The sequence below is a fragment of the Actinoallomurus soli genome (assembly GCF_024055715.1).
GTDB lineage: Bacteria > Actinomycetota > Actinomycetes > Streptosporangiales > Streptosporangiaceae > Actinoallomurus > Actinoallomurus soli.
The window spans coordinates 55,410-74,122 of sequence record NZ_JAMXMV010000018.1 but is presented as its reverse complement, the minus strand read 5'-3'; the positions used below and the strand labels follow the sequence as shown (position 1 = coordinate 74,122).

Genomic DNA, 18,713 nt, shown 5'->3' with positions numbered 1-18,713 from the left:
CGTCTCCGGCAGGGCTGCCTAACGTCCCCCTTCGGAGGTGGTGACATGTCCCTGACAGTTTCCCGCGAACTCCTCGAAAGCGCCCGGCGGGACCAACTCGACGACGCGGCCTTCGTCGAATGCATCCGCACGTCCCTGCCGTACGCCTGGCAGGTCGTCGACGGGCTGATCGGCGAGCTCCGGGCGGACGGCGCCGATTTCACGGCCAACGAGGTGCCGCCCCCCGGACGAGGCCGCCCGCGGTCAGTTGCTGCGAATGCCGGCCAGCGACGCGATGCGCGGAGCGCTGGAGCGCCACTACGGCGTCCGCCTGGCGTTCCAGAACTGCCACAAGGTCGCGGTGTTCCGCCCGGACGCCGATGAGGCGTACCGGGAGTTCGTCACCCCGCGCGCACAGGTCCTGAACCAGCGCCCGGAGCTCGTGGACTGCTGAGACCGGCGAGAAAGGAGAACGGAGCCGTACGCCCACGCGTACGGCTCCGTCTCAGGATGCTCAGGCCGGCGCCTTGCCCCGCAGGTAGACCTTGGTCTTGAGGGGAAGGAGCTTGGCGACGATGTCCGCCGTGTGCATCGGCGTCCGCACGCAGCCGTGCGACGCCGGGTACAGCGGCACCTCGGGCTCGCCGTGGATGGCATAGCCGCCGTGGAAGTAGTTGGCCTTGTAGAGCTTGCCGAGCGGGCCGGTCTCCCAGCCCTTGGCCTTCCGGTACACGTAGTAGTTGCCGGTCGGCGTACGGGCGTTGATCTTGCGGCCGTTCTGGTAGTAGTACGCCCGGCCGCTGGAGATGTGGCTGATGAGGACCAGCTTGCCGCTCTTGTAGATGTAGAGCAGCTGGTGGGTCAGGTCCACCTCGGCGCGGTTCTTGGCGCCACCCTTGACGAGGGGCTTGGGAACCTTCGGGTGCGCCAGCGCGGCCCAGGTCTTCGAACCGACCGGCGCCGACTGGTTCGGGTGCATTCCCTGGGCCTTCTGGAAAGCCCAGACCGCGAACCGGGTCTGGCTGCCGTACTGCCCGTCGACCGTTCCCGGGTCGTAGTGCAGAGCGATGAGACGCTGCTGCAGACGTGTGACCGCCGCGCCCTTGTCACCGAAATGAAGCGTCGGGTTGGCCTGCGCCTGTACGGGGGATGTGGCGGCGACGGCGAAGGCCGTCGCGGGGGCGGCCACAGCCGGGACGAGGGCCACTGCCGACAACGTCCCGATGGCGGCGGCCTTCCCCAGGCTTATTCGCATACAGCTCTCCCAAACGTTGACAGATTGCACGAGCCAACCTGTTTTACCTCATGCGAGCGATCATTACGATGCTTTTGCCGTCGCAAGGGTTCGTTCGGATGCTGTGGGAGATGTCACCGCAGCCGACCGGAAAGGCCGGTCTCCGGCCGTAATCCGGGTGAAGGGGTCAGGCGTCCCCCTGGGCGTCCGCCTCCGGCCGAGGCGCCCGGACTCACCGCCCGGGCTTCGTCCGGACTCAGCGCCTCAGTGCCGGGGCATCGTCCGCGTCTCGACGCGGCCCTTGTAGGCGAAGGCCCGGATGTGCACGACCGGCGCGTCGGCGTCCAGGTCACCGGTCCACTCCTCGTCACGGGTGACACCGAAGCCGCTCGCCTCGACACGGACGCCGGGCGGCACGAGGAACTGGAGGTCGGACTTGTAGGCCACGGCGAGGATGGTGGTGACCGGCTCGGTCAGCTCCGCCGCCCGCAGGTCGATCACCCCGCCGCCCTTGTAGACGAGCGCGCGGTACGTCCCGGGCACCCGCCAGCGGCCGGCGAGCCGCACGATGTCCTTGTAGGCGACCGTGTAGCGCCCCGGCTTGGGCAGCGCGGGCACCGCCGGACGCGGCGTGACGGGGGCGGTGGCCGCCGGCAGGTCGGCGAGCAGCCCGGCGAGGTCGCCGTAGGTCCGCGCGGCCAGCGCGCCGCGCATGCGCTCGTCGAACTCCCCGTCCGTGAGGCGGCCCTCCGCGAAGGCGACCTGCAGCCGCTGCACCGTCTCGTCCCGATCCTGGTCGGAGGCGCGCAGACTCGCCCGGTCCGGCGCCGGCTGGTGGTACGGCTCCATCGAAGACCCCTCTCAGTCGCGATGTATCTTAACTCAATTCTCTCCAACTTCGAGACCTGTTCGAGCGAACACGATCCGCGTTCGCCTCAGCCTGAGGGGCGGCGCACCGGACTACGGTGGAACCGTGCTTCTACTCACGACGCTCGCCGCGTGGCGCGCCCATCCCGACCAGGACTTCCGCAGCGAGACGGCCGCGTACGCGCCGGAAGAGGACGCCGCCGCCCTGGCCACCGACCACTTCGGCGACGAGCAGGTCATCGCGCTCGTCTTCGACCATCCGCGGCTGATGCTGCCCGGCGCCGTCAACCGCGAGACGGTCCGGGAGATCCGGTTCGGCCGCCGCAATCCGGGCGGCAGGGTCACCGCCTTCGAGGTCAGGCCGCCGATCGCCGAGGCCCTGGACCTGCTGCCACACCCCGAGGGGGGCTGGTTCCGCGAGACCTGGCGGACGTCCGTACCGGTCGCGGCGCACGGCGGCGAGCGGTCGACCGCGACCGGCATCTACTTCCTGCTCGGGCCCGGCGAGGAGTCGATGTGGCACTCGGTGCGCTCGGATGAGGTGTGGCTCTGGCACCGCGGCGGCCCGCTGGAGCTCGTCCTCGGGGGCGAGGCCGACACCCCGGGCGAGCGGACCGAGACGGTCGTCGTCGGCCCGGACGTCGAACACGGCCAGCGCCCGCAGGCGCTGGTGCCCGCGGGCGTCTGGCAGTCCGCCCGGCCCGCCACGGACCGGGAGGTCCTGGTCAGCTGCGTCGTCTCCCCCGGCTTCGACTTCGCCGACTTCCAGGCGGCGCCCTGACCGGCGCGGCGCCCTGACCGGCGCGGTGCCTTGACCGGCGCGGTGGCCGGCCGCCGCGCCGGTCAGGGCGCCGGTCTCACTGCAGGGCCTGGAACAGCGCCGTCGTCTGCTCGCCGATGTTCTTGGCCAGCAGGTACGGCTCCGTCTCGTTGATCTGCCGCCAGTTGTCGCGGACGTCCTCGACGCTCAGGCCGTCCTTCTTGGTGAAGCCCGGTCCCTCGGCGACGAACACGCGGGCGACCTTGCCGCCGCCGACCGTGTAGGTCTCGCCGGTGCTCTCGTTGCCCTCGTGCGCGAGCCAGGCGACCAGGGGCGTGACGTGCTCGACGCTGAGGCGGTCCTTGAACTCGGCGGGGAACAGGTCCTCCGTCATGCGGGTCCAGGCGATCGGGGCGATCGCGTTCACCTTGATGCCGTACTTGGCACCCTCGGCGGCGAGCGTCTTGGTCAGGCCGACGAGCCCCATCTTCGCCGCCGAGTAGTTCGCCTGCCCGAAGTTGCCGAACAGGCCCGCGGGCGAGGACGTCATGACCACCCGGCCGTACGCCTGCTCCCGCAGGTGCGGCCAGGCGGCGTGCGTGACGAGGAACGATCCGCGCAGGTGCACCGCGATGACCTGGTCGAACTCCTCCGGCGACATGTTCTTGAACGACTTGTCCCGCAGAATGCCGGCGTTGTTCACGACGATGTCCACGCGGCCGAACGCGTCGAGCGCGGTCCGTACGATCGCCTCCGCACCGTCCGTGGTGGCGACGTTGTCGGTGCTGGCGACGGCCTCCCCGCCGTTCTTCTTGATCTCGGCGACCACGTCCGCCGCCGGGCCCGTGGAGGCGCCGGTGCCGTCGAGCGCGCCGCCGAGGTCGTTGACGACGACCTTCGCGCCGCGCGCGGCGAGTTCGAGGGCGTGCTGCCGCCCGAGCCCCTGACCCGCTCCGGTGACGATCGCCACCCGTCCGTCGAACCGCAGTTCCGCCATTCTCCGTACCCTCCTCGCGACCTGAGCTCCTGAACACGGGGTCCACCGTGCCCCCAGTGTCCAATACCCGACCGAATCCCGCTCGGTCGGGGACGCGGCAACGTCCCGGAAACGCGCCGGCCCACGATCCGTCCCCGGATCGCGGGCCGTTCCGTAGACGTGCCGGGCCGGGTCGGCCGCAGTGGGAGTACCCGGAGACCCAGACGTTCCAGCCGGGGTCGGACGCGCCGCCCCAGTCGACACAGTCGTGGGCGGCGCTCACCTTGACCGGGCCGGCGTAGTAGGCGTAGTCACCCTCGTCGTCCGGCGGGGCGGCACCGTGCTCGCTGACGAGGTGGGCGTACATCAGCGGTGATCATCGTCCGTAAGAAACGGCCGACCGGCGGTGGCACGGGCGAACGACCCCGCGGCGTGTCAGGGGCCGCGGTCGGGAACGGGCTCCGGCTCCTCGGCCGACGTGAGCTCCTCCTGCTCGGCGGCGTTCTCCCGGCGCCTGCGGCGCACCGACCAGACGACGAAGGCCACGACAGCGACGACGGCCACCGCGATCGCCAGCACCCGCCCGGCCCACTGCGCCACCTGCTCGAAGGCGGTGCCGACCAGGAAGCCGCCGACGGTGAAGCCGACCCCCCAGGTCACCCCGCCGAGCGCGTTGAACGCCAGGAACCTGCCGTACGGCATCTTGGCGCTGCCGCAGAGGGCGGGCATGAGCGCGCGGAGCAGGGCGGTGAAACGGCCGAGGAAGACGGCGAACGCCCCGCGGCGGCGCAGCAGGCCGTGCGCCTTCTCCACCTTCGGCCGGTGCTTCTGCAGCGCCCGCATGCCGAGCAGCCGGTCACCGTAGCGGCGGCCGATCTCGTAGCCGACCGAGTCGCCGACGACCGCCGACAGCGAGATGACCACGAGCAGGACGGGCAGCGAGACCCGGTGCTGGCTGGCCAGCACGCCGGCCACGACGATGGCGGTCTCCCCCGGGAAGACGAAGCCGAAGAACAGCGCCGCCTCGGCGAAGACCAGCGCCGCGACGACGCCATAGATGACCGGACCGTGCAGGTCCAGGAGAGCATGCGTGATGGAGCCCACAGGCGATCAACATCCCATTTCCGGCGTCGGCACCTCGTCATCGTATGAGCCCTGGTCCACTCGCGAATCGTCCTCAGGTTTGAGACTGGGTCATTACTTTGGATCGAGAGGGAGGTGCGCACCGTGGACGACTTCATGATGCGGCTGCACGACCACCTGCCGCCGGAGGCGAACCTCGTGTGGTCGCCGTACTCCGTGGCGTCGGCGCTCGCGCTGGTCGCCGCCGGCGCGCGCGGTCCGACCCTGGCGGAGCTCACGCGGGTGCTCGGAGCGCCGCCGGAGCGGCTCGGGCTCGCCGAGTCGGCCGCGCTCGGCGACGCCGAGATCCACGTGGCCAACATCCTGTGGGCCCGTCCGGGGCTGACCGTCAAGGACGCCTACCGGCGCGCGCTCGGGGACCTGCCGGGGGCCGCGTTCCGGGTCGCCGACTTCGCCGGGGATCCGGACGCCGCGCGCCGGGCGATCAACACCGAGGTGGAGAAGGTCACCGAGGACCTCATCCGGGACCTGCTGCCGCCCGGCTCGGTGGGCCGGGGTACCGCCGCCGTCCTCGCCAACGCCCTGTATCTGAAGGCGGCCTGGCGGAGCCCGTTCGCCGGGCGGGACACCCGGCCCGAGCCCTTCCACGGCGCGGGCGGACGACGCCGGGTGCCGATGATGCGGCGGACCGGGCGGATGGCGTACGCCGAGGCCGGCGGCTGGCGGATGGTCGCCCCGGCCGCCGAGGGCGGTCTGGCGGTCGAGGTGGTCGTCGGGCCGGACCCCGCCGGCGCGCCGCCGGGCCCGGACCTCCTCCGGCGGCTGCGCGGCTCGGCACGGCAGATGAGCGTGGCGCTGTCCCTTCCCCGGTTCCGGGTCGAGGGCCGGGTGAGCCTGGGCGAGGCCCTGCGGGCGCTGGGCGCCGGGACCGCCTTCACCGAGGACGCCGACCTGTCCGGGCTGGCCGAGGAGCCGGTGCACCTCGACCGGATCGAGCACAAGGCCGTGCTGGAGGTGGACGAGAGCGGCTTCGAGGGGGCGGCCGCGACGGCCGCGGTGATGACGCTCGCGGCCTTCACCCCCGTGCGCCCCGTGGAGTTCCGGGTCGACCGGCCGTTCCTCGTGCTGGTGCGCCACCCCGGGACCGAGGCGGTCTACTTCGCCGCGCGGATCACCGACCCGTGAATGAGATCAAGGTCACATGCGAAAGCGGGCTGAATCGATTAGCCATACCCTGATTTCGCTCAAAGCACACCAATTGGTTCGACGGGAATCACCGACGACCTACCAGAGCGTTCCGGGCTTTGCCCCGCCGGGCCCGCAGGGCCGGTAGCCTTGACAAGGTTACTGATCCACCTGCGAGCCGCGGAAGAGGGCGATCGCCGCCGTGTCGACCCAGTCGTCGCGATCCTCCGCCGACCTGAACACTCCCGACTTCGGTCCGAACGAGTGGCTGGTCGACGAGCTTTACCAAAAGTACCTGGAAGACCCCAACTCGGTTGACCGAGCCTGGTGGAACTTCTTCGCCGACTACCAGCCGGACCGCCCGGCCAAGGCGCCCGCCGGCGCCGACGGCGCGGCCGCGCCCCCGACGACTCCGCCGACGGCCCCCACTCCGAAGCAGACCCCCGCCCCCGCGGCCGCGGCCAAGCCCGCGGCGCCCGCCAGGCCCGCCGAGGCCGCGCCCGCGAAGAAGCCCGCCCCCGCTCCCCAGGCGCCCGCCGGCGCCGAAGAGGTGCGGCTGCGCGGCGTCGCCGCCCGGACGGTCACCAACATGGAGGCCAGCCTGGCCGTGCCGACCGCGACGAGCGTGCGCGCGGTCCCGGCCAAGCTGCTGATCGACAACCGCATCGTCATCAACAACCACCTCAAGCGCGGCCGTGGCGGCAAGGTCTCCTTCACCCACCTGATCGGCTACGCCATCGTCCGGGCGCTGCAGGCGATGCCGGAGATGAACGCCGCGTACGCCGAGGTCGACGGCAAGCCGATGCTGATCAAGCCGGAGCACGTCAACTTCGGCCTCGCCATCGACTTGAAGAAGGACGACGGGCAGCGGCAGCTCGTCGTTCCGAACATCAAGGCGGCCGAGACGCTGGACTTCCGCCAGTTCTGGGCGGCGTACGAAGAGCTCGTGCGCAAGGCGCGGGCCAACAAGCTGACGATCGACGACTACGCCGGGACGACGATCAGCCTGACCAACCCGGGCACGATCGGCACCGTCCACTCCGTGCCGCGGCTCATGCCCGGTCAGGGCTCGATCATCGGCGTCGGCGCGATGGAGTACCCCGCCGAGTACGCCGGCACCTCCGAGGAGGCGCTCGCCCGGCTCGGCATCAGCAAGGTCATGACGCTGACCTCGACGTACGACCACCGCATCATCCAGGGCGCCCAGTCGGGCGACTTCCTGCGGATCGTCCACCGGCTGCTGCTCGGCGACGACGAGTTCTACGACGAGATCTTCGAGGCGCTGCGGATCCCGTACGAGCCGGTCCGCTGGGTGCAGGACATCAGCGCCACGCACGAGGACGACGTCGCCAAGGTCGCCCGGGTGCACGAGCTGATCCACGCGTACCGCGTGCGCGGCCACCTCATGGCCGACACCGACCCGCTGGAGTACACCCAGCGCCGGCACCCCGACCTCGACGTCCTCAAGCACGGCCTCACCCTGTGGGACCTGGAGCGGGAGTTCGCCACCGGCGGCTTCGGCGGCAAGCCGACGATGAAGCTGCGCGACATCCTCGGCGTCCTGCGCAACTCCTACTGCCGCACCGTCGGCATCGAGTACATGCACATCCAGGACCCCGACGAGCGTGCCTGGATCCAGTCCAAGGTCGAGGTCCCCCACGACAAGCCGGACCGCGAGGAGCAGCTGCACATCCTCGGCCGGCTCAACACCGCCGAGGCGTTCGAGACCTTCCTGCAGACGAAGTTCGTCGGGCAGAAGCGCTTCTCCCTCGAAGGCGGCGAGTCGCTGATCCCGCTGCTCGACTCGGTGATCACCGCGGCGGCGCAGGACCACCTCGACGAGGTCGTCATCGGCATGGCCCACCGCGGCCGCCTCAACGTCCTCGCCAACATCGTCGGCAAGTCCTACGGCCAGATCTTCGGCGAGTTCGAGGGCAACCTCGACCCGCGCAGCGCCCAGGGCTCCGGCGACGTGAAGTACCACCTCGGCGCCGACGGCGACTTCGTCGCGCGCGACGGCTCGAAGATCCGCACCTCCCTGGTGGCCAACCCGAGCCACCTGGAGACCGTCGACCCGGTCGCCGAGGGCGTCGTCCGCGCCAAGCAGGACCTGCGCGACGTCGGCGAGGGCGGCTTCACCGTGATGCCGATCCTCATCCACGGCGACGCGGCGTTCGCAGGCCAGGGCGTCGTGGCCGAGACCCTCAACCTCTCGCAGCTGCGCGGCTACCGCACCGGCGGCACCGTGCACATCATCGTGAACAACCAGGTCGGCTTCACGACCGCGCCGGAGTACTCCCGCTCCAGCGTGTACGCCACCGACGTGGCCCGGATGATCCAGGCGCCGATCTTCCACGTCAACGGGGACGACCCCGAGCAGTGCGCGCGCGTGGCCCGGCTCGCGTTCGAGTACCGCCAGGCGTTCAACAAGGACGTCGTCATCGACATGATCTGCTACCGGCGGCGGGGTCACAACGAGAGTGACAACCCGTCGTTCACGCAGCCGCTGATGTACGACCTCATCGACGCCAAGCGGTCCGTCCGCAAGCTCTACACCGAGGCGCTGATCGGCCGCGGCGACATCACCGTCGAGGAGGCCGAGCAGGCGCTGCGCGACTACCAGCAGCAGCTGGAGCGGGCGTTCAGCGAGACCCGCGAGGCCACCAAGCAGCAGCCGCCCGCGGGCTTCACCAAACCCGACGTCGAGCGCATCCCGCTCGACCACGCGGGCGTCGCCACGGCCGTCTCCGACGAGACGATCAAGCGGATCGTGGACACGCAGCTCAACCTGCCGGAGGGCTTCACGCCGCACCCGCGCGTCCAGCCGCTGCTGGCCAAGCGCGCGCAGATGGTGGAAGAGGACGCGATCGACTGGGCGACCGGTGAGATGTTCGCGTTCGGCTCGCTGCTGATCGACGGCCGCCCGGTGCGCCTCGTCGGCCAGGACAGCCGGCGCGGCACGTTCGGCCAGCGGCACGCCGTGCTCTTCGACCGCAAGACGGGTGAGGAGCACACCCCGCTCAAGCAGTTCGGCTCGGGCACCTCGAAGTTCTACGTGCACGACTCGCTGCTCAGCGAGTACGCCGCGATGGGCTTCGAGTACGGCTACTCGATGACCCGCCCGGACGCGCTGGTCTGCTGGGAGGCGCAGTTCGGCGACTTCGCCAACGGCGCGCAGTCGGTCCTGGACGAGTACATCTCCTCCGGTGAGCAGAAGTGGGGCCAGCGCTCCAGCGTCGTCCTGCTGCTGCCGCACGGGTACGAAGGCCAGGGCCCGGACCACTCCTCGGCGCGCATCGAGCGTTACCTGCAGACCTGCGCCGGGGACAACATGACGGTCGCGCAGCCGACGACCCCGGCGAACTACTTCCACCTGCTGCGCTGGCAGGCCCTGTCGCCGCGGGAGAAGCCGCTCATCGTCTTCACCCCGAAGTCGATGCTCCGGCTGAAGGCCGCGACGTCGGCCACGGCCGACTTCACCTCCGGCTCCTTCCAGCCGGTGATCGGCGACCCGAAGCAGCTGGGGCGGGTCCGCCGTGTCGTGCTCACGACCGGCAAGCTGTACTACGACCTGGCCGCCGCACGGGAGAAGTCCGGCGACACCTCGATCGCGCTGGTCCGCGTCGAGCGGCTCTACCCGCTGCCCGTGGACGAGATCAAGGCGGAGCTGGCGAAGTACCCGGCCGACGCCGAGCTGGTCTGGGCGCAGGACGAGCCCGCCAACATGGGGGCGTGGCCCTTCATGGCGCTGAAGCTGCCGCCGCACCTGGAGGGCCGGGAGCTCAAGCGGGTGTCCCGCCAGGCGAGTTCCTCTCCCGCCGTCGGGTCCGCCAAGATCCACGCCCTGGAGCAGCAGGGCCTGGTGGCCGCGGTCTTCAGCGAGTAACGGCCGCATCCGGCGTACGGCGCTCCGCACGGTCACGTGTGGAGCGCCGTTCCGCTCCAGGCGCGAGATGACAGCGAAAGAGAACGATTGCCATGTACTTCACGGATCGGGGGATCGAGGAACTGGCCGACCGCCGCGGCGAGGAGGAGGTCTCCTTCGTCTGGCTGGCCGATCGGCTGCGTGAGTTCGTCGATCTGAACCCCGAGTTCGAGACCCCGGTCGAGCGACTCGCCACGTGGCTGGCCCGGCTGGGCGACGAGGACGACGACTGATCCTTTCCTCGGCACGCGGCGGCTCGCCACGTCGTACGGAGCTCACGGTGGGTGTGACGCGATACATCTTGACTTTCGCGTAACGCGACATATCGTGTTTACAGCGAAGCCTCCCGACGGAAGGGGATCGTGCCGTGGCGCGCTGGACGGTGGATGAGCCGACAAAACTCGACTTCGACGGCGTGGTGGCGCTCAAGGCCAACATCGTGGCCGGGACCATCTCGATCCTCCCGAGCGACGAACGGCCCACGCTCCAGGTCTCCGAGATCTCCGGGCAGCCCCTCGAGGTGATCCACGAGGCCGGGATGCTGACCGTCAACCACAAGAGCGGCGGCTGGGACGGCGTCCTCAAGTGGCTGCAGAACACCCGCGGGCGAGTCAACGTGACGATCACCGTTCCGCCCGACTGCCCGGTCACCCTGAACGTCGTCACCGCGAACGCGATCGTCACCGGCCTGGCCGGCCGGGTGTCCGTCAAGGCCGCCTCGGGCGATGTCACCCTCGACGGTGTCACCGGGGCCATCGACGCGAACACCGCCGCCGGCGACATCGAGGCGCAGGGACTCGCGGGCTCGGTGACCTTCAAGTCCGTCTCCGGGAACCTGGCCCTCGCCGGCGGCAGCCTCGACCGGCTGACCGCCCACTCGGTCGCCGGGAAGGTCACCACCGACGTCGACCTGCGTGCCGGCGGCCACACCCAGGTGAGCACCGTCTCCGGCGAGGTCACCATTCGGCTGCCCGAGTCGACCTCCGCCAAGGTGACGCTGAACTCCATGACCGGCAGGGTGGACGCCGCCTTCCCCGCGCTCACCCGGCAGGAGCGTCCGGTGGGCCGGTACGTCAGCGGTACGCTCGGCGACGGCGACGCGTCCCTCACGGTGAACTCGGTCTCCGGCGCCGTCACCTTGCTCAGCCGACCGGCACCGGAGGAACTGACGTGATCGGCGATCGACTATGAGGGTGAGCGAGCGATGAGTCCAGTTTTCGGGCATGGCCGGTTGCGGTTGTACCTGCTGAAGCTGCTCGAGGAGAGCCCTCGGCACGGCTATGAGGTCATCCGGCTGCTCCAGGACCGTTTCCTGGGCGTCTACTCCCCCTCCCCCGGCACGATCTACCCGCGCCTGGCCCGGCTGGAGGAGGAGGGCCTGGTCACCCACGAGGTCGTGCAGGGCAAGAAGGTCTACCGCCTGACCGACGCGGGCCGCGACGAGCTCGAACGCCGGATGGACGAGCTCGCGGAGTTGGAGGAGGAGCTCACCGAGTCCGTACGCGACATCGCCCGCGAGGTCCAGGAGGACGTCCGCGACACCGTACGGTCGCTGCGCGAGGAGCTCACCCAGGCCGCCCGCGAGATGCGCCGGCAGGGCCCGGCGGGAGCGGCGCAGAACCTGAAGGAGACGACCCGACGGCAGAAGGATGAGTGGCAGCGGCAGAAGGCGCACTGGAAGGAGCACAAGCGCACCCTGCAGGAGGAGTGGCGGCACACCTGGGACGACGCCTGGGCCACCGCCACCGGCAGCAGCGAGGACGCGACCCGCGTCAAGCTCGACCGGGCGCTGCGCAGATTCGTCGACGAGGTCCGCGCCGCGACCCGGGACGGCGTCGACGAGGAGCAGGTGGCCGCGGCCCGCGCCCTCCTCGCCGAGACGTCGACGCGGCTGCGCACGGAGATCCTCGCCAAGGACCAGGGCGTTCCGGAGGTCGACGGGCGCTAGCGGGAACGGCCGCGCCGAACCCGTCATCGCCGCGGCGTCACCGCAGTGGCCCATGCCGATCGGTCACTGATTTGGAACGGAACGTCACCCTGGCTGGTAATTGTCCGAATACTTCTGGATTAGCGTTATTTTTCCAGATACTGTGTTGATGCACCAAATAACACCACATTTGTGGGGCACAGATCATCGGCCGACCTCCGCCGGGGGCCACTTTGATTCATGTCGCGGTCATTGATGCTCACCCGATCGCGCGCTGTGGCGTCGAACACGCGTTAGAAACGGTGGCCGACATGGCCGTCGTGGCGTCAGTGGCCGACGTGGAGGACCTGCAACGGCTGCTCGTCGAAGGGCTCCGGGTCGACGTCGTGCTTTTCGACCTCTACCTCGACGGTGAGGTTCCGGCGATCGACGCGGTGGCCAAGCTCGCCGCGACCCGGGTCCTCATCATGTCCACGTCGGCGAGGCCGCCGGACGTGGTGGCGGCGGTACGCGCCGGCGCGAGCGGTTACCTCACCAAACGCTGCGACACCTCGTTGCTCATCGCCGGTCTGCGCGTCGTCGCGGGCGGTGGCTTCCTGCTCTGCGACGAGATCGCCGACGTGGCCCACACGCTGATGGCCGCGTCGGACGTCGGCCGACCGCACCTGTCCCCCCGCGAAGACCAGACCCTGCGCATGCTCGCGCGCGGTCTCACCCACAGCCAGATCGCCACCCAGCTCGGCGTCCGCAAGTCGACCGTGGACACCTACGTCGAGCGAATCCGGGCCAAGCTCGGCGTCGGCAACAAGGCCGAACTCGCCCGCGCGGCGATGGAGCGCGAGATGCCGCCGCGCATGGCCGTCTGGTGAGTCGGGTCCACAGGGCCGTGGCGCGGGCACCACAGCCTTGTGGAGCACCGCGAGGATGTCGCTGAGGTGTTTATATGACCTACCGCCGCCGACTCCCGGCACTCATAATTTCGGACATGGTCGTCCCTGTTAGCGGCATGTCACTCGAGTCGACGGCCGGGCCAGGCTGATAGCGAGTCGTCGATTCTGATCCGGACGCCCCTGGCGTCCGGATCGACCATTGGTTCACTGGGGAGGCGCATAGGTGGGCGATGCGCAGACGGAGAGGCCGATATGGTGCTTTTCAACAGGGTTGAAAATATTAATCTGGACAGACTTGTCATCGGCGCACAGCAGGCTCGAACACGCGATGTCGAACAGGACATCGGTGAACTCGTGGACAGCATTCGCGTACACGGCCAGTTGGAGCCCATCATCATCGCTCCGCTGGAGGACAGAGCGGGATACTACGAGATCCTGGCCGGCCAGAGACGCTGGCTGGCGATGCGGAGGCTCGGTGCCACGGAGATCGCGGCGGCGATCATCGAGGAGAGGCCGGACAAGGATGTCGCCAGCGCCCTCTCCATCAGCGAGAACCTCATACGCCGCGATCTCAACACCCTGGACCTGATCGACGCCTGCACCAGGCTCTACCACAAGTACGGATCCATCAAGGCGGTCGCGGAACGGTTCGGACTTCCGTACGGCAGGGTGCGGCGCTACGTCAAGTTCGACCGCCTGAGGCCGGCCCTGAAGGAGCTCGTCAGAAGCGGTGACATCGACCTTCGCGCGGCGCTCAGGATCGAGGACCATTACGGAGCCAAGAAGGTCGACGACGCGCAACTGCGCCGGATCGCCGCCGCGGTGGCCGAGATGTCGAACGCGCAGCAGGCGGACTACTTCAAGACGCGCGCGGCCGAGACCACGAGCTCCGCCGAAGACGAGAGACCCGCGGGCGACGGGCACCGGCCCGGCTCGGTGAAACAGATCATCGTCACCCTGAGCATCGCGGACCTGGAGCTGCTCCGGGCGTGGGCGCGCGCCAAGAACCTCACGCAGGACCGCGCGGGAGCACGCATCATCTCCGCGTTCCTGCAGCAGGCGATGGCCATGCCGAACTCCCTCTACCGTGACGGCGGAGGTGACGTCCGCCTTCCCGCCGCGCCGTCGGCCGGACGCTGAGCGGGCACGTCAGGCCGGGCGCCCGCGGAGTACGGCACCCGCGCCCATCACCGTGGCCGGCGTCGCCTCATCGAACGACGGCCGCGGGGAGCCGCCCCGGGTCTGCGAGCACGCAGCCGTAGAGCACGTGCGGGTCATGGTCGGCGAGGCCGGCGATGAGCCCGGCCCCGATTCCCGCGCTCGCCGCCAGGAGGCGGACCGTCCCCGCCGCCACCGCGGCCTTGGTCACGAGGCGGGCGTCCGCTTCGCCGGTGAACAGCAGCACCGCCGCGGCCGCGAGGCCTCGATCGTCCAGATATTCGCCGACCCACCCGAGCGCACCGCGCGGACGGCAGGCGTACCGCACCCGCCCATCGGGGCAGATCTCGTCCGCCCGGCCGAGGCCGAGGCCGGCGAGCCTCGTCAGGCGGCTCATGTCGCGGGCCGGATCGCCGAAGCGATGGCCCGGCGGACGCCGCCGGCGCCGGGACGGGCGTGCGACCCGGCGGACCGGGGCGAGGTCGAGAACGGCGGTCACGCGCTCCCGGTCCGGATCGAGATCGAGCGCGTCCGCGCGGCCGTCGGCGTCGCGCGTCCGGACGCTCCAGCCGGCGGACCGGGCGTCATCGGCGAGCTGCGCGATCAGCAGACCCGTGTCGCCGTGGAGCAGCCGCTCGCCGGCCGTGCCCTGCGGCCACGTCCGGTCGCCGGTCAGCACCACGGTGACGACGTCACCGCCCGGCTTCACCGTTCCGGGCAGCTCGACCAAGGCGCCCGCGGCCAGGTCGACGGCGTAGGCCCGGTGGCCGCCGCCGGTGAGGTCGCCCACCAGGTACGTCCGGACGGCGGCGCGCGGCGCGGCCGCGGGCGCGAGCCGCCGGCCGGCCAGTATCCAGGACATCGTTCGAACGAGCGGATGCGGGCTGCGCCGCAGGGGGACACGGCGCTCGGTCAGGTACCACTTGGCGGGGGGCGCCGGACGCACGGCAGGCACCATTTCCCCGGCCGCCTCCATCCCCGCCATGGCTCCCACCTCCGCCATGGCTCCCACCTCCGCCAGGGCTCCCAACCGCGCCACGGCTCCCGTCCCCACGACGGCTCCCGTCCCCACGACGGCTCCCCTGCCCGCAGCCGCTCCTGTCCCCGCGGCGGATCCCGACCGCGCGGTGGCTCCCATCCCAGCGGCGGACTCCAGGTCCGCGCCGACCACCCTGCCCTCGGCGGCCGCCCTGCCCCCGGCAGCCGTCATTCCCTCGGCGGTCTCCGTCTCCTCCCAGAGCCCGGCCGGCCGGTACCCGGAGAGACGGCGCAGGACGATTCCGGCGGCGATCCCGGCGGTGACGGCCGCCCGGGCCGGATCGCGGTCGATCCCGCCGATCGGGAGAGCGGCCGAGTCCGTCCGTACCGGCAGGAAGGCCCCGGTCGGCGGGGCGGCGGGCACCTCGGGACCGCTCACCACCGCGACGGTCAGATCCGCAGGACCGCCGGAGCGGTCGACGGTCCCGACGCCGGACTGGCGGAGCAACGCGGCGAGCAGCCCGGCCACCGGGTCGTCGCCGATGACGGTGACGCGTGCGGCCCGCAGCCGTCGCCACACGCCGTCCGCCCGGGAGGCGGGCAGGGACCGCCGCAGGAAGATCCACGACGGGTGGGGGTCCGGCGCCGCCTCGTACCGCACGAGGTCGCGCTCCACGAGCAGGTCCACGATCGGGTCGACGGGCACGCCGAGCGCGTCCCCGATCTGCTCGACGGTCCTGGTCCCGTCCATCAGGCCGAACAGCACGGGCAGCGCCTCGCGCGCCAACCGCCCGGTCAGGTGCTCCCGCCGTGGCCCGCCGTCCACGATGTAGCCGTCGTCGGTCGGGACGAACGCCAGCCCCTCCCTGCGGCGCGGGTAGCGGCTCATCGGTCCGTCCCGTCGTCGCAGCCGGGGCACTGTTCCGCGGGTGTCACGCGCCAGGTGGCCACCTCATCGGTACGGCAGTCGATCACGGCGACCGTTCCCCTCTCCTCACCCTGCAGCAACGCCAGCGCCAGCCCGGCGGCGATCATGGACTGGTACGGCAGGAATCCGCGCACTCCGAGTCCCGGATCGGCGGCGAGCCGCTGCCTGATCTCCTCCTCCACGGGGTCCTCGTGCTGCCGTGCCCGGGTGCGGAAGCAGGTGTGGCAGGGAGCCCGGCCTGACACGAACAGCGGGCCGACGCGGATGTACGGGTGGGCCACCGCGACCGGCAGCCAGGGCGCGGGACGCGCCGCGGCCCCGAACGCCGCGAACTCCGCCGGCACGTCCCGCCAGGAGGCCCGGACGTCGATCCGCGGCGTCCCCGTGCGCACCGGTCCCCCGACCGAGGCGAGGAGGCCGCGCAGGTGCTCGGCGAACACGGCGCCGAAGTCGCCGTCGGCCGCGATCCGTACGTCCGTCGCGGTGTCGTCGTCCATGGGCCTCACGCCATCGGTTGCGGATAGGGATTGAGGCGCCGTTCGGGCAGGGGCGGCAGCCCCATCCGCTCGGCGGCGGTGCGGAGCCGGGGGTGGGCGCGGTACTGCACCAGCGGGCGGGCCGACATCGGCTGCAGCTCGGGCACGATCACCCGGACGGCGACGTGGCCGCTGTCCCGCAGTTCGCGCGTCGTCAGGTCCACCATCAGCACCGTCATGCCCAGCTCCGCCAGCCGCCGCAGCAGGAACTCCAGGCGCGCCCGGTCCGAGCCCGGATCGCCGCCGACCGGACGAGACGCCGAGAGGTCACCGGCCGGGTGGGACGCCGGGAGGCCGCCGCGCAGGAACCCGAAGGCCTCCCGGCGGGCCCGCGCGGCCATCACGGCCGCCCCGTCGTCCACCACCCGATGGTCGGCGTACCGGCGAGGTGGCGCCGGCCGGCTCTCGATCCCCAGTCGTAGCCCCATGGCCTCCAGCAGGGCGTGCTCGGTCAGCGAGGCGCCGCCGAACCCGCAGGCCGCGCCCACGAGCTGACCGGTGCGGGACGTGTGCTCGGCGATCTGCAGGCAGTACACGACCGGCACCCCGACATCGGTGGTGGCGTCGTACAGGAAGGACTCGATGCCGTGGTCGGCGCACCAGGCGAGGATGGACCGCGCCGAGTCCGGCAGGCGGTCCTCCGCCAGCCGTGGGAGAGGCCGCCGCAGCAGCCAGGTCAGCGCGAGGGCGTCGCGTTCGATCAACTCGCACAGCGCGTTGACCACGGCCGCCTCGACGGTGCGGTGGACGGCGCAGCCGGTGGAGATGGGGATCCAGAAGTTCTCGGCCGCCGACTCGGGGAACGTGAGGAACACCAGCACGGCCGGGACGAGCACCGGCCGGCCCGTGCGCAGGTTCACGGCCTCGGTCCAGCGGATCGGCCGGGTCCCGTCGGGGGCGTGGACCGGGCAGCCGGGCCTGCGCAGTTCCCGGGGCGAACACCGCGCGATCAGGTCCAGGTCCAGCGCGTCGTCGCCCAGTTCGGCGGCCGAGGCCACGACCACGCCGCGTTCGGGGGCGACGAGGCCCGAGTACCGCTCCAGCGCCTCGGCCACCGCGAGCAGCCGCGCCCGATCCGCGTCGCCGTACGCCCTGCCGGTGCCGTGGCCGACGCGCGCGTCGGCCCGGAACGGCCCGGTCACGGCCGAGGGGTTGCCCGTGGACGCCGTGTACAACACGCACTCGTTCGGCATCCAGCCGTAGGTGTTGACCCGCCGCGGCCGGCCGACCGCGCCGTACGGCCCGGCCAGGTCCAGAAGTGCGGACCGCTGTCCCACACGCGCCTCCCCATCGAACCCGTTGAACCCGTTGAACCCGTCGAATGCGGTCAACCGGCCATCACCGTCAGCAGGTCGAACCCGGACCGCGTGACCGTTCCGCCGCAGGCGATGTGCAGGTCGCGGAGCATCAGCGCGAGCGCCCGGCTGACCGTCCGGACACCGGCCTTGGCCTCGTACCATCGCCAGTCGCCGTCGGCGTTCACCTCCAGGAACACGGTGCCGTCCTCAGTGGCGAGCACGTCGAACGCGCCATAGCCGAGAGACCAGCGTTCGGCGAGGCCGGCGACGGCCGCGGCCACGTCCGCGGGGGCGTCGACGGCGCGGACGGCGACCGCGTCCGGATCCCGCCAGATCGCGTCCGGCGCGGGCTTGCGCACCTCGAAGGTGATCAGCTCACCGCACATGGCGTAGACGCGGTACTCGGCCGTGTGCGGCACGTACCCCTGGACGACGAGCGGGACCCGTGAGGTCGTGGCGAGCCCGGCGACCTCCGCGCGCGGCAGGACGCACGGGAGGAAGCCGTGCAGCGTGCCCGGCGCCGATTCGACGAAGTGCGTGTCCAGCACCTTGACGATCAGCCGGTCACCGGGCAGCAGGTCGGCGGCTTCGGCCAGGTCCGTGCCGACGACGGTCGCCGGGACGCCCACGCCGCTCGCGGCGGCCTCCGTAAGCTGCTCCAGGAGCCCCATGCGCGGGCCCGGCAGCGCGGCCGGGGCCGACCTGGCGAGCTGGGCGGCGAGGGCGAGCCAGCTGTCCCGGTGCAGCACGTCGACCGGGGTGCGCGCGGGCGGCATGGCGGAGGCCCAGAACCTGCGCGTCCAGCTCGCCGTGGGGCGGACGGCCCGGCCGCCGATCCGGATGGTCGCCGGGGTGGTCGGCTCGACCTGGATCGGGCCGAGGACGTCGGCGTCGATCCGCAGGGAGGGGACGCCGAGCAGGGCGAGGAGCCGTTCCAGTTCCGACACCTCCGCGTCGGCCGCCCGCGTGAAGAAGACCACCCTCTCCTC

At 71.3% G+C, this 18,713-nt stretch carries 16 protein-coding genes and 1 pseudogene; 9 read left to right on the top strand and 8 right to left on the bottom strand.

Features of this window, described 5'->3' with window-relative positions:
* Nucleotides 1–45: 45 nt before the first annotated feature.
* Nucleotides 46–433, top strand: a pseudogene (locus NDW01_RS33045) (SCO5389 family protein).
* Nucleotides 434–493: 60 nt separating this feature from the next.
* Here the strand turns inward: NDW01_RS33045 and NDW01_RS33040 are convergent.
* The gene (locus tag NDW01_RS33040) at nt 494–1,234 is read right to left on the bottom strand and encodes a L,D-transpeptidase family protein (RefSeq protein ID WP_252828267.1); all 741 of its coding nucleotides are present in this window, start codon (nt 1,232–1,234) and stop codon (nt 494–496) included.
* Between the two features lie 243 nt (nt 1,235–1,477).
* The gene (locus NDW01_RS33035) at nt 1,478–2,062 is read right to left on the bottom strand and encodes a DUF1707 SHOCT-like domain-containing protein (protein WP_252828266.1); all 585 of its coding nucleotides are present in this window, start codon (nt 2,060–2,062) and stop codon (nt 1,478–1,480) included.
* A 124-nt stretch (nt 2,063–2,186) separates the two neighbouring features.
* Here NDW01_RS33035 and NDW01_RS33030 point away from each other — a divergent pair, with 124 nt between their 5' ends.
* Complete coding sequence (locus NDW01_RS33030; protein ID WP_252828265.1) at nt 2,187–2,861, top strand: cupin domain-containing protein; 675 nt, start codon at nt 2,187–2,189, stop codon at nt 2,859–2,861.
* Between the two features lie 76 nt (nt 2,862–2,937).
* Here NDW01_RS33030 and NDW01_RS33025 read toward each other — a convergent pair whose 3' ends face one another.
* Together NDW01_RS33025 and NDW01_RS33020 are read right to left on the bottom strand one after the other, a co-directional pair.
* Nucleotides 2,938–3,837 (bottom strand): SDR family oxidoreductase, encoded by a 900-nt coding sequence (locus tag NDW01_RS33025; RefSeq protein WP_252828264.1) that lies wholly within the window; start codon nt 3,835–3,837, stop codon nt 2,938–2,940.
* Between the two features lie 414 nt (nt 3,838–4,251).
* A complete protein-coding gene (locus tag NDW01_RS33020; RefSeq protein WP_252828263.1) occupies nt 4,252–4,920 on the bottom strand; it encodes a DedA family protein in 669 nt (222 codons plus the stop codon).
* A 123-nt stretch (nt 4,921–5,043) separates the two neighbouring features.
* Here NDW01_RS33020 and NDW01_RS33015 point away from each other — a divergent pair, with 123 nt between their 5' ends.
* From NDW01_RS33015 to NDW01_RS32985, 7 genes are all read left to right on the top strand, one after another.
* The gene (locus tag NDW01_RS33015) at nt 5,044–6,084 is read left to right on the top strand and encodes a serpin family protein (protein ID WP_252828262.1); all 1,041 of its coding nucleotides are present in this window, start codon (nt 5,044–5,046) and stop codon (nt 6,082–6,084) included.
* Between the two features lie 202 nt (nt 6,085–6,286).
* A complete protein-coding gene (locus NDW01_RS33010; RefSeq protein ID WP_252828261.1) occupies nt 6,287–9,970 on the top strand; it encodes a multifunctional oxoglutarate decarboxylase/oxoglutarate dehydrogenase thiamine pyrophosphate-binding subunit/dihydrolipoyllysine-residue succinyltransferase subunit in 3,684 nt (1,227 codons plus the stop codon).
* Between the two features lie 92 nt (nt 9,971–10,062).
* Complete coding sequence (locus NDW01_RS33005; RefSeq protein ID WP_252775676.1) at nt 10,063–10,242, top strand: DUF6104 family protein; 180 nt, start codon at nt 10,063–10,065, stop codon at nt 10,240–10,242.
* Nucleotides 10,243–10,376: 134 nt separating this feature from the next.
* The gene (locus NDW01_RS33000) at nt 10,377–11,183 is read left to right on the top strand and encodes a DUF4097 family beta strand repeat-containing protein (protein ID WP_252828260.1); all 807 of its coding nucleotides are present in this window, start codon (nt 10,377–10,379) and stop codon (nt 11,181–11,183) included.
* 30 nt (nt 11,184–11,213) lie between these two features.
* A complete protein-coding gene (locus NDW01_RS32995; protein WP_252828259.1) occupies nt 11,214–11,957 on the top strand; it encodes a PadR family transcriptional regulator in 744 nt (247 codons plus the stop codon).
* A 212-nt stretch (nt 11,958–12,169) separates the two neighbouring features.
* Nucleotides 12,170–12,805 (top strand): response regulator transcription factor, encoded by a 636-nt coding sequence (locus NDW01_RS32990; protein ID WP_256513664.1) that lies wholly within the window; start codon nt 12,170–12,172, stop codon nt 12,803–12,805.
* A 273-nt stretch (nt 12,806–13,078) separates the two neighbouring features.
* Complete coding sequence (locus tag NDW01_RS32985; protein WP_252828257.1) at nt 13,079–13,966, top strand: ParB/RepB/Spo0J family partition protein; 888 nt, start codon at nt 13,079–13,081, stop codon at nt 13,964–13,966.
* Between the two features lie 67 nt (nt 13,967–14,033).
* Here NDW01_RS32985 and NDW01_RS32980 read toward each other — a convergent pair whose 3' ends face one another.
* Genes NDW01_RS32980 through NDW01_RS32965 form a run of 4 tightly spaced genes read right to left on the bottom strand, consistent with a single transcriptional unit; the run spans nt 14,034 to nt 18,704 of the window.
* Nucleotides 14,034–15,851 carry a hypothetical protein gene (locus NDW01_RS32980; RefSeq protein ID WP_252828256.1) on the bottom strand — a complete coding sequence of 606 codons (1,818 nt, stop codon included), beginning with the start codon at nt 15,849–15,851 and terminating at the stop codon, nt 14,034–14,036.
* Nucleotides 15,848–16,387, bottom strand: a complete 540-nt coding sequence (locus NDW01_RS32975; protein WP_252828255.1) for a TOMM precursor leader peptide-binding protein — start codon at nt 16,385–16,387, stop codon at nt 15,848–15,850. The genes NDW01_RS32980 and NDW01_RS32975 overlap by 4 nt, the downstream gene beginning before the upstream one ends.
* A 5-nt stretch (nt 16,388–16,392) precedes the next feature.
* Nucleotides 16,393–17,757 (bottom strand): YcaO-like family protein, encoded by a 1,365-nt coding sequence (locus tag NDW01_RS32970; protein ID WP_252828254.1) that lies wholly within the window; start codon nt 17,755–17,757, stop codon nt 16,393–16,395.
* Nucleotides 17,754–18,704, bottom strand: coding sequence for an ATP-grasp domain-containing protein (locus NDW01_RS32965; RefSeq protein WP_252828253.1), 951 nt, complete (start codon nt 18,702–18,704; stop codon nt 17,754–17,756). The genes NDW01_RS32970 and NDW01_RS32965 overlap by 4 nt, the downstream gene beginning before the upstream one ends.
* Between the last annotated feature and the right edge of the window lie 9 nt (nt 18,705–18,713).